At 27.5% G+C, this 11936-nt stretch carries 13 protein-coding genes; 12 read left to right on the forward strand and 1 reads right to left on the reverse strand.

Translation table 4 applies throughout. The features are described 5' to 3' along the window. Positions 1-11: 11 nt before the first annotated feature. Both SALLE_RS02195 and SALLE_RS02200 read left to right on the forward strand, forming a co-directional pair. Complete coding sequence (locus SALLE_RS02195) at positions 12-1256, forward strand: replication-associated recombination protein A (protein ID WP_115558004.1); 1245 nt, start codon at positions 12-14, stop codon at positions 1254-1256. Between the two features lie 18 nt (positions 1257-1274). After that, entirely contained in the window at positions 1275-2012 is a 738-nt protein-coding gene (locus tag SALLE_RS02200) for a hypothetical protein (protein ID WP_115558005.1), read from the forward strand. Between the two features lie 15 nt (positions 2013-2027). Here SALLE_RS02200 and SALLE_RS02205 read toward each other — a convergent pair whose 3' ends face one another. Beyond that, on the reverse strand, positions 2028-2471 hold the full coding sequence (locus SALLE_RS02205) for a DUF192 domain-containing protein (protein ID WP_115558006.1): 444 nt from the start codon (positions 2469-2471) through the stop codon (positions 2028-2030). A 70-nt stretch (positions 2472-2541) separates the two neighbouring features. Between SALLE_RS02205 and SALLE_RS02210 the strand changes: the two genes are divergently transcribed. The 10 genes from SALLE_RS02210 (at position 2542) to SALLE_RS02260 (ending at position 11925) form a co-directional block, all read left to right on the forward strand. Further along, positions 2542-3099: a DJ-1 family glyoxalase III gene (locus SALLE_RS02210; protein ID WP_115558007.1), complete on the forward strand. Its 558-nt coding sequence runs from the start codon at positions 2542-2544 to the stop codon at positions 3097-3099. 74 nt (positions 3100-3173) lie between these two features. After that, complete coding sequence (locus tag SALLE_RS02215) at positions 3174-5189, forward strand: cysteine peptidase family C39 domain-containing protein (RefSeq protein WP_281267726.1); 2016 nt, start codon at positions 3174-3176, stop codon at positions 5187-5189. After that, entirely contained in the window at positions 5189-5545 is a 357-nt protein-coding gene (locus SALLE_RS02220; protein WP_115558009.1) for a hypothetical protein, read from the forward strand. The genes SALLE_RS02215 and SALLE_RS02220 overlap by 1 nt, the downstream gene beginning before the upstream one ends. 25 nt (positions 5546-5570) lie before the next feature. After that, complete coding sequence (gene ybeY, locus SALLE_RS02225; RefSeq protein ID WP_115558010.1) at positions 5571-6071, forward strand: rRNA maturation RNase YbeY; 501 nt, start codon at positions 5571-5573, stop codon at positions 6069-6071. A 4-nt stretch (positions 6072-6075) separates the two neighbouring features. Beyond that, a complete protein-coding gene (locus SALLE_RS02230) occupies positions 6076-6483 on the forward strand; it encodes a diacylglycerol kinase family protein (RefSeq protein ID WP_115558011.1) in 408 nt (135 codons plus the stop codon). A gap of 8 nt (positions 6484-6491) precedes the next feature. Next, positions 6492-6893 carry a cytidine deaminase gene (gene cdd / locus SALLE_RS02235; RefSeq protein ID WP_115558012.1) on the forward strand — a complete coding sequence of 134 codons (402 nt, stop codon included), beginning with the start codon at positions 6492-6494 and terminating at the stop codon, positions 6891-6893. 710 nt (positions 6894-7603) lie between these two features. Beyond that, positions 7604-8773 carry a hypothetical protein gene (locus SALLE_RS02245; RefSeq protein ID WP_115558014.1) on the forward strand — a complete coding sequence of 390 codons (1170 nt, stop codon included), beginning with the start codon at positions 7604-7606 and terminating at the stop codon, positions 8771-8773. A 13-nt stretch (positions 8774-8786) separates the two neighbouring features. Beyond that, positions 8787-9692, forward strand: coding sequence for a GTPase Era (gene era, locus SALLE_RS02250; protein WP_115558015.1), 906 nt, complete (start codon positions 8787-8789; stop codon positions 9690-9692). Then, positions 9692-10462, forward strand: coding sequence for a DNA repair protein RecO (recO, locus tag SALLE_RS02255; protein ID WP_115558016.1), 771 nt, complete (start codon positions 9692-9694; stop codon positions 10460-10462). Before era ends, recO begins: the two co-directional genes overlap by 1 nt. A 107-nt stretch (positions 10463-10569) precedes the next feature. After that, positions 10570-11925: a glycine--tRNA ligase gene (locus SALLE_RS02260; protein WP_115558718.1), complete on the forward strand. Its 1356-nt coding sequence runs from the start codon at positions 10570-10572 to the stop codon at positions 11923-11925. Positions 11926-11936 lie beyond the last annotated feature (11 nt).

Here is an 11936-nt window from a genome sequence, read left to right on the forward strand (position 1 = left end):
TGGAGGTAAAAATGCAACAACCTTTAGCTATGGCTTTACGCCCAAAAACTATTTCTAACATAATTGGTCAATCACATATAATTAATGATAATAAGGGGATAATTTCTCGAATGGTAAAAAACCAGTTTGCCACAAATTTAATTTTTCATGGTCCTCCTGGTGTAGGTAAAACAACATTGGGTATTGCTCTGGCAAGCGATTTAAAAAAAGAATATACTATATTCAATGCCTCAATTGATAAAAAAGAAAAGCTTCAAAAAGTAGTAGAAAATATTGAGGAAAATAATCAACACATTGTTATAATAGATGAAATTCACCGTATGAATAGAGACAAACAAGATTTTCTTTTAGAATTTCTCGAAACTGGTAAAATAATTTTATTTGCAGCTACAACGGAAAATCCATTTTTCGTCATAAATCCAGCAATTCGCAGTAGATGTAATTTAATTAATTTACAACCAATATCATCTAAGGAAATGTCTGAAGGTTTAAAAAAAATAATTAAAGATTTTGAAATTGAACTTAAGATTGATGATGAATCGCTTCTATATTTGTCTGAGCTTGCCAATGGAGATTTGAGAACTGCAATCAACTGAATTGAGATTTTGATTAACCTTTATAAAGGTGAAAAAATTACTTTAGAAACAATTGCTGAAGTTATTCCAGAAGCAAAAGCTAAAGGCTCTGGTTATGGAGACGAATTCCATGATCTAAAATCCGCACTGCAAAAATCTATTCGAGGTAGTGATGTGAATGCAGCGCTACATTATTGATCTAGATTAATGGAGTTGGGGGATTATGAGACATTAATGAGACGAATGGTTATTATGGCTTATGAAGATATTGGTTTAGCTAATCCAACAATTCCACAAAGAGTATATACTGCAACCCAAAGCTTTAGACAAATCGGGATGCCAGAGGGGCGAATTATTTTAGGTTTGGCAATTGTGGAAATGGCTTTATCTGAAAAATCCAACAGCGCTTATATGGCAACGGAAAGTGCACTTAGTGATGTGAGAAAAGGGGTTTGCCCTCCGGTACCTAAATTTTTAAGGGATAGTCATTATAAATCGGCTTCAAAATTGGGACACGGTATTGGATACAAGTATCCGCATAATTTTTTAAATAATTGAGTTAAACAACAGTATATGCCTGAAGAAATAAAAGATGTTGAATATTTTAAATCCAAAAATAATTCAAAATATGAAAAAAAAGTTTTAGAAACATATTATAATTTTACAAATAAAAAAAATTAGAAACTCAAAGAGGCATTTATGAAAGAAATATTTAAAATTCGCGAGGAACTTGCAGCCAAAGGTTGAGTTTGACCTCCAAATTATAAAGACATAGAAACAAGAATTTGGCCATTTATTGAAACTTATTTTGATAATGACGAATCTCTTTTGTCTGCTCTTTGAGCTAGTTTTGAAAGATTTAATTCCCCAATGATTGGTATGATCTTCATCACGGATAAAAGAATTTTTACAGTTGAGATAGATGACGATAACATAAAAAACAATATTAGATATGTTCCAATAGATAAATTTAAGATTGATAAAATTGAGTTTAAAAAAGCAAAAAGTAATGAGGAACTAAATTTAATAAATTTACAAAGTGATACATATGGAGGTGGTATTGAATTCTATACTCCTAATAAAAAAGTGGCTCAGCATTTTCTGAACACATTGTCTGGTATTTCAGAAATTGAAATTATTGAAATCGAAGCTGAGAAATCTGAATTAAAATCTTCTGTTAAAAATGAGGAAGTTAAGGCAGCTCCAGAAAAAAAACAGATTATCAATTTTGAAAATGAAATTAAACCTGTTCTTTCGCCACAAAATTTGGAACAAAAAAGTGAAATAGTGACAGAAGAAAATATTGTTGCAAAAACTTCTAAACCAAAAAAAATAAAGGGATTAGATGTTCCAAAAAATGAAAAAACAAAATACCTTTTCTTTTTAATTCCGATCTTTATTCTTATTGTAATTCTAGTCTTAGTATTTTCGTTTTAAAAAAACCAACACTTACTATCAGTAGGTGTTGGTTTTTTGAACCTTCAAAATATCACTGGGTTTAATATTTCAGAATTTTATAGTTCCTTTTGAAAGACAAATTGCATAGTAACCCTTTTCATGGAAACTGCTTAATTTTTGTGGCGGAAAATTCGTGTAAGTTGCCAAAACCTCACCAACTTTATCGCATATAACAATATCTATAGCAAATCTAAATCCAATTGAACTAAATCCTTTAACATTTTTAAAAACAAAGCTTTCCTCGGGATTAATTCTTTGTTGGCGATAAAGTGAGTTGAACCTTGTTGATAAATCGCTTATGAATCGGGTTTCTAAATTCATGTCCTTATCATTAAATTTTAGTGTAAATGAATCCTCATTCGGTATTTTATTATCAGCTGTTCTAATTTTCTTAGAGTTACTTAATGAAAGAAATTTTAATAATCTAAATAGTTTCATTTTTTCACCCCGACTTAACTAATTATACAAAAAAAACGATATAATTACCATATAAGGAAAGAGGAGTTTTATGAAAGTTAAAATAGCAGTATTTTTAGCCGAAGGATTTGAAGAAATTGAGGCAGTTAGCACAGTAGATGTTTTAAGAAGAGCAGAATTTGAAGTAGATTTAATATCTATTAACGAAAAATTTGATGTTAAAGGAAGTCATGAAATTATTGTAAAGGCTGATTTACTATTCAAAGATTGTGATTTTTCAAATTATGATTGTTTGGTTTTACCAGGAGGTCAACCTGGTACAGACAATTTAATGGAATTTAGCCCCTTAAGGGAATTATTGCTTAAACACTCTGCTGCAAACAAAACAATTGCAGCAATTTGTGCAGCACCACAAATACTAGGAATGATTGGTTTGGCTGACAATAAGGAAATTACTCATTATCCTGGATCGACCAATTTCTTGGAAAAAGCGATTTTAAAACCTCATATGGCTTCAATTGAAGATGGTAATATAATTACTGGAAGTTCAGCTGGAGCGGCGTTAAAATTTGCGTTGCAAATAGTGGATCATTTTACTGATACCCAAAATATGTTAAGAATTCATGATATTTTAGTAATGAATTATTAATAAATTCTAGGCCAAAAGCCTAGAATTTTTAGTTTTAAACCATTTATTTTCCGAAAAAATGAAGGGGATTTAATATTTATTCATTCGTAAAACAGCAGTCGGAAAATGATTGTTCAATTGCTATAGCCTCAATGGTTATAGAATATTATCAAAATAAAAAAATTTCTTTGGATTTTTTAAAATTTAAGTTTAATCTAGACGAAAATCCTAAGAACTTGAATGAGGTAAGTTCGCTACTTGGAAATTATGGTATTGAAATAAAAACGTTTCAAGCTGAAATCAGTGATTTACTGAATTCATTAAAAATGGGACCATTAATTGCTCTTATAAAAAACAAGAATAGGGAAAACCATTTGGTGTTAATTTATAAGGTTAGTAAAGACAGGCTTTTAATTGCTGACCCAAACAACGAGGCAGTAGAGTGGATGTCAATTTCACAATTTTCAAAGATTTACCAAGGGATATTTTCGATAGCCAAAAAGGTTGCTCATTTAAAAAAAACAAATATCAGTTTTTTTAATAATTTCAAAATAATTCGAGAAAATGTATTTTTTATTTTATTTATTACATTTTTTAGTTTGGCTTGTGATTTGATGATAATTTTGTCTAACAGCTTTATAAAAGATTTTCTAGTTTTAGTTGAAACTAATTTTAAAAACGAGATAATGGGTTTCTTTTTTGGTTTTGCAATTATATTTATGACATTTTTAGCAATTTCGTATTTTCAAACAATATTAATAAGAGAAGTTTACAAAGCTATTTGTCAAAAGCAAAAGCTTAAAATAACAAAACAATTTCTAAATATCAATTATGAAAAGTTTAAAAATGTTGGTGAAATGCGTTGATATCAAATGTTTGCTGATTTACACAGTAAAAATGAAATAATTGTAATAAAATTTTTTAAATACTTAAATTCATTTATCATTGCTATGATATGTTTATTTTTATTAATAAAAATAAACATATACTTTTTTTCATTCGTAATCATAGAAAACTTTATTATTTTACTTATTAGCAGAATTTTTTATACTTCAAAAAAAGAACTTAGTTATAAAATAAAAAATTCTGAAAATATTTACCAGAAAAATTTAAAAGATTTGGTTGATGGTTTTTTAACTACTAAGACCAGATTTTCGCAAAAAAATTCTCTTAATAAAATAATGAAAAGTTATAATGAAAATTTAGAAAATAATAAAAAAATGGGGGGATTATCAACCAATATTGACGCATTAGAATATGTAATTAACAAGTTTTTCTACTTATTGGTATTTTATTTTGCCACTTTTTTAATTACCAAAAAAGAGTTGCACTCTAACGACTTAATTTATTTCTCAATTCTTACTTTACAAATAAAAAAATTTTTTTCTTCAATTAATTTTTTTCTTGATGATGTACTTAAATTAAAAATAATCAATGAAAATTTAAGCTTTTTGAATTTAGTGGAAAGCAAAGGTTGCTCTAATAGAAATATTAAAGAAAAAATAGTTTCAATAAATATTAAGGATTTTTCAAAATATTCCAATAATAAATTAATATTGAACGACTTTAATTGTTATTTTACAAATCACAATTTTCTAAAGGGTAAAAATGGTTCAGGTAAAACAACATTAATGCTATCAATTGCGGGAATTATAAATAATTTTTCTGGGGAAATTTTTTATAATAAGATTACTAGTAAATCAATAGAAAACTACAATAGAATAATGTATCTTAGTTCTAATGATTTTGTTTCAGATTCTACTGTTGCCAATTACATAAAAAATAATTGAGAAATTGAACCAAGATTTGCTTCTGCCTATGATAGTGTGTTTAAAATTCTCATAGAATCAGGAATTGACTTCAATAAAAAAATGAATTCAAATGCAAGTAATTTCAGTGTTGGTCAAAAACAAATTATTAATTTTGCATCAATTATTTTTACTAACTATGATGTATATTTGATTGATGAATCACTTTCTAATGTTGAGTTTGAAATTAAAAATTCATTAATTGAAATTTTCCTAAAAATTCACTTTGATAAATTAGTTATTTTTTGCGATCACGATATAAAAAGCGAAAAATACTTTAGTAAAGTAGTTGAGGTGAAATAATGAAAAAATATCTAATCATAATACTAATGTGGCTAATTATTATTTCCTCAATTTTATGTCTGAATTTGATAAAAATAAAAATCATTTCAAAAGCCATAATTATCCCCACTATATCAGAAAATAGTGATAATTACCTACAATTTATTTGTGTTGAAAAAATCCCAAATTCGATAAAAAATATATACTTTTTTAATGAAAAAGGTAAAAAAATCGTTTTTTCTGATTTTAAAAGTATTGAAGATAAAAAAATAGTTGTTAACAATTCTTATAATTACGAATTACCTGAAGATAAAGCGGGTTTTATTTATACTGGTGATGAAACATTATTAAACTATATTTTAAAAACAATTTTTTAAATGTATAATAATATAGGTGATAAAAATGCACGAATTGTTATTTAACAATTTAACCGATTTTAAAGTTGACGATTTTAAGAAGTTATACTACGATATTTTTGAATCTGCAGTCAAAAAAATGGAAATTGATAAAAATTTGTCTTTTAGCATAAATTTTATTGACGAAAATGAAGCTAGGAATATGAACATTAATTATAGAAATAAAGACTATATACCAGATGTTCTATCCTTCAATATCGATACCTCATATAACCCTGAATATCAAGCAGAAGACAACCAAGTCGAATTAGGAGATATTTTTATTTGTCAAGAAGAGGCCCAGAGAAAGGCCCTTAGATATAATCACACATTGAGAGAAGAAATGGCGTTTTTGTTTATTCATGGTTTTTTGCATTTAATGGGCTTTGACCATGAATTGAGTCAAGAAGAAGAGGAAAAAATGTTCCACTATCAGGATCAAATTCTAAAGGAAATTGGCATTGAATATAAAATCACTTTTGACGAACAAGATTACTTAAGAGGATAATTAAATGAAAAATAAAAAAAATAAAAAAAAGGCAAATATGGGTACAGTAATGCGGAACAAGTTTGCCAATGCCGCAAGAGGTATTAAGGTTGTATTAAAGGAAGAATCAACACTTATATTTTATTTAATCTCAATAATCATAGTTGTAGGTTTGTCTATATGATTAAAAATAAATACCGTCGAATGATCAATATTAATTTTAACAATTGGATTTGTATTGGGATTTGAATTCGTAAATACTTCTATTGAAAATTTAGTAGACTTACTTTCATTCGAGTATAATATTAAAGCCAAAAAAATTAAGGATATTGGAGCTGCTGCAAGTATAATAAATGCAATAATATCTTTTGTTATTGGATTTCTAATACTACTCCCACCATTTATAGAACAGATAAATAAATATTTATCTTAGAGGTAATTATGTCAAAAGAAATAACTTTTAAAAAACTTAAAAATTTACTAAAAAATTCATATGTTCCTTACTCGAAGTTTCCTGTCAGTTGTATTGTAAAAATGAAAAACGGTCAAGAGATTTTTGGAGTAAATGTAGAAAATGCGTCTTATCCAGCGGGTATTTGTGCAGAAAGAGTTGCATTGCCACAAATTTTTGCACTTGGCCTAAACGAAAAAGAAATTGAAAAAATTTCAATTATGACATCCTCAACAGGTTTTGGGTCACCTTGTGGTATTTGTAGACAATTTATATCAGAAATAATTGATAATAATGTAGTAATTGAAATGTTTAATATCAACAAACACTTAGGTGACTTTAAAATTGATGATTTTCTACCATTCCAGTTTTCTTCTGAAGAATTAAAATAAAAAGGGGTATTAGTTTAATGGGATTTTCGGTTCAAACAATAATAACGGATTTATTATCAGCGACCGGGTTTGCTATTTTGATACTTGGACCGCTATTTTACTCAATTAGTTACAAAAAGTTTTTTAAGCGACATTTATTTTTGAAGGAAGACGGTGCAAAAATATTTGAGAAACTGAAATACGACCTTAGAGTAAATGAAATAAATGGAGTAGATAGATCTAGATTATATAGGGATTTGGATTATGCTTTGACAATTTTCAAAAATTCAATGGAATTTAATAAAAGAGATTTAATGCACTATTTTAACGAGAGAAAAGCTATTTGAATTCTTAAAAAAAATACTTCTCAAAAATCATGATTTATTTTTTTAGTTTGGACCATTTTTTTTGCTACTTGCTTTGCATCTTCGAGATTAGATATAATATTTTTTATTTTTAATGGGCTAAACAGGAATTCGCCAGATAACGGATATAGTTCCATAGTTTTTTTATTTATTATTGCGGTTATTTTTAATGCAAATATATTAATTTTTAAATATTTTTCATTTAGGAAAAACATTAGCACAAAAGTTAGAAAAATAAATTTAGTAAAGTATGAAAAAATAAGTAACAATTTCAAATATGTTTACATTGGAGAAATATTTTGATTTGTTTTAGCTTTATTTTTTATTTTTCTAAATACATTTTTTTAAAATCAAGGAGGAAGAGACATGAAGGAATTAAAAAAGAAATATCGTAATTTCTCTGATGTTTTGAGTCCTGTAGGAGTAATGTTTACAAAAAAAATGCTTAAAAATAGTGATTTAAAAATTGCTTCAGAAGGTGATTTTGTGAATCGAGTTCAGATTTGTACTGCTATTTTTTATTCATTAATAACAACTTCGGTCATATTTTTGCTTTTAATTTACTATAAAATATCTCTAACATTAGAATTGCAAAATAGTGAATTATTAAACGAAAGGGATATTTTTCTTCTAAATGATCAAATAAACTTGATAAATATAGCGATGATGGTGATTGGATTTAATATTGTTGGATTAACGACTATAATTATTTTTTTTACAAAAATCTCATTAGGAAACAGCACTAAATATTTTACATATTTTTTTAATTTTATATTTATTTGCCAGCTATTATTCTTCTGTAATTTTATATTTGTTCTAGATGCCTTTGGATTATTTTCTAAAACTAGCTCATTGGGATTGTGGATTAATTTTATTACAAAGTGGTGATTGTGAGTTGTAGTAATTTCTCTTTGCTTGATTTCGTATAAAATTTATTCAAAGCTTTTTATATTTATAAATGCAATTAATAGGGAATGAACTAAAATTAACATGCTTAGAAAAACTGGAGATAAAGAAAATTCATTTGTGTTTAAATATTGAATTCACCCAAATGAAAATAGTGCAAGAAGACTGATGATAGTTGCTGGTTCTTTGAGCATGGGTTTGGCTTCTGTTTTGCATTTCATTTCGATTTTTCAACAAGTAGACTTGGATTTCATGAAGTATTTTTCATTGTTTTTTGGAGTTAGCGTTTTGTTAGTTTCCTTTATGGCCCCATATAATAAATTTTCTATTTACTATTTTGGAGTAATATTGTTAATTTATTCAGGTCTGATGATTTATTCTCTCGTAGTAATACAAGAAAAGTCTTATTTGTCCGGACATCAAGTTTTATTTGTTTATCTATTTAATATAATTATCTGATTTTTTGCATTGGGATCTAATGTTAATATTTGAATAGCAATTTTAAATAAAATTAATGTTTACGCAGTCGTTGTTAAACCATTTGATTCTGTAGAACAATTTAAAGAATCAGTAGAAAAAATATATGAACAAGCTAAAAAAAATGATCAAGATAAAAAGGAAAATATTTAGGAGGTAAATTATTATGGAAAAGATAAAGTCTGGATTTGTCTCAATTGTCGGAAGACCCAATGTAGGAAAATCTACGTTATTAAATACTTTTTTAAATAGGAAGGTGTCTATTGTAACTAACAAGGCGCAGACAACTAGAAATAATATAACTGGAATTTTGAACTCTAAGTCAGAATATCAAATAGTTTTCGTTGATACTCCAGGAATTCATGACCATAAACATGAATTGGGTAAATTTATGAATAAATCGGCAATGTATTCAACAAAATCCGCTGATGTAATTCTCTTTTTAGCTCCAGCGAACGAATTTATCGGTGAAAATGATAATTTTATTTTGAGAGCCTTGAAGGAGCGTGAAGTTCCGGTAATTTTAGTAGTTACCAAAAAAGATTTAGTGGATGAAAAGACTTTGCAAAATAAAATTTCTGAATGAAAAGAAATTGATTTTAAATTTACTGAAATCATAACAATTTCATCAACAGATAGTTTAAATATTGATGTTTTAAAAAATAAGATAGTAGATTTTCTGCCAGAAACAGGAATTGAGTATTTTCCAAGCGACATGTTTACAGACCAACCAGAACGATTTATTGTTAGAGAGACAATAAGAGAAGAAATACTAATACAAACTGAAGAAGAAATTCCGCATAGTGTTGCAATTTTGATTGAAAGATTTCATGAAAAAAGCTGAATAATAAAAATAATGGCAACTATAATAGTTGAGAGAGACAGCCAAAAGGGGATAATTATTGGTAAGGGCGGATCGAAAATAAAAGCCATTGGTACAGCAGCAAGAATTAAATTAAGATCTCTTTTTGGCAAAGAGTTTCACCTGGAACTTTTTGTTAAAGTTGAAAAAAAATGAAGAAGTTCACCGAGTTTAATTAAAAAATTAGGTTATGATAAGGATACTTATTAATGCCTGCGATTGAAATAGAAGCAATAGTTTTAAGAAAATATCCTTTAAATGATTTTGATCAAATAATTGTTGTATTTTCAAAAGAATACGGAAAATTATCTATAAAAGCTTTAGGGGTTAATAGGGCGAACTCTAAAAACAAATTTAGTATCCAAACCTTCTCGCGCAGTCGTTTTGAAATTTTTAAAACAAATAGATTAGAAGGTATTAGTAAACTAAAAACTGGAGAATTAATTAATTTAAATATAAATTTGTCTAAAATCTATCAGAACTATTTGTATGCTAGTGCTTGTGTTGAATTAATCGAACTTTCCTTTGAAAGTAATGTTAAAAATATTCAAGCTTTTAACATCTTAAATGAAGTGATATTTAAATTAAATCATAATATTAATTCTACAAAAAATTTCTCATTATTTTTATTTTATTCACTTGACTGATTTGGTGTCAAATGAGACCTGAAAAAATGTGTAAATTGTAATGAAAAAAAAGTTGATTATTCAAATTTTGATTTTCAAAATTACGGTTTTTTATGCCGAAAATGTAACAATCTAGATAATTTTCAAGTTAGTCAGAGTTTCGTTGACTTTTTAATAAAATTGGATAGAAGCAACTTTTTTCAAATCAGAGACGAAGACCAATATAACGTAAGGGATGTTATATTGTTAACTAATGTTTTAATGGAGTACTTGTCATCAGAAGTGGGTTTATACATTATTGCCCTTGAAACGATAAAAAAACAAAAAGTATTTCAAAATATAACGTTTTTATAATAAACTTATAAAGTGTTGACATTTTTTGCTTTAAATTAGAAAATTAGTTGATATTTAATGTATACTTATAAAATTGTCATTTAAAAGGAGATTGAATAATGAAAAATATGGAAAGTTTGATAAATCACATAAAAACTCAAGGTTTTATATTTCAAGGTTCTGAAATTTATGGAGGTCTGGCAAATAGTTGAGATTATGGTCCATTAGGTTCTGAACTTAAACAAAAAGTAAAGGAGCTTTGGTGAAATTATTTCATACGTCACAATCACCTAAATGTAGGCCTTGATAGTTCAATTCTAATGAATACTCAAGTTTGAAAAAATTCAGGACACTTAGGAAATTTCAGCGATCCTTTAATTGATTGTAAAAAATGTAAATCGCGTTTCAGAGCCGATAAACTAATCGAAGACAAATTTCCAGAAGTAAATGCTGGTAAAATGTCGAATTCAGACATCGAAGATTATATAAATAAAAATAAAATAGTTTGTCCGAAATGTGGAGGTTTAGATTATACAACAATTCGAAACTTTGAATTAATGTTCAAGACAAACCAAGGAGTTTTACAAGATGAAAGTAGCGTTGTCTACCTAAGACCAGAAACTGCCCAAGGTATTTTTATTAATTTTAAGAATGTACAAAGAAGTACTAGAAAAAAAATACCATTTGGCATCGGGCAAATTGGTAAGTCTTTTAGAAATGAGATTACCCCAGGTAATTTTATTTTTAGAACCAGAGAATTTGAGCAGATGGAGTTAGAATTTTTCTTTGATCCTAAAGATAAAACTAATTGGTTTGAGTATTGAATTAAAGAGGTTGATTTTTTTCTAAGTGAAGTTTTAGGGATTTCAAAAAATAATTACTTTAAAAGAGAACATTCAAAAGAAGAGTTAGCTCATTACTCTGCGGCGACTACTGACTTTGAATATAACTTTTTATTTGGTCGAGGGGAATTATGAGGAGTTGCTCATCGTGGCAACTTTGATTTAACCGCTCATCAAAGCGGAAGCGGACAGGACTTAACATACCTAGATCCAACAACAAACGAGAAAATTGTGCCTCACGTAATAGAACCAAGTGTTGGTCTTGAACGACTAATCTTAGCAATTTTAACTGAAAGTTATTGCGAGGAGGAAGTTGAAAACGGAACAAGGGTGGTGCTGAAACTTCCAAAAAAAATTGCTCCTTATCAAATTGCTGTTCTACCTCTTCAAAAACAACAAAATCAAGCGGCAACAGAGATTTATAATGATTTACTTAAAAATTATGATGTAATTTATGACGAAACTGGTAATATTGGAAAGAGATATCGCCGTCAAGATGCAATAGGAACTCCAATTTGTATTACATACGATTTTGATAGTGAAAATGATAAATGTGTTACAGTAAGAAATAGAGATACAATGGAACAAAAAAGAGTATTAATTTCGGAATTAGAAGATTTTATAAAAAAAGATTTAATTTAATCCAAGGAGGA

It is taken from the genome of Spiroplasma alleghenense, from assembly GCF_003363775.1.
GTDB lineage: Bacteria > Bacillota_I > Bacilli_A > Mycoplasmatales > Mycoplasmataceae > Spiroplasma_B > Spiroplasma_B alleghenense.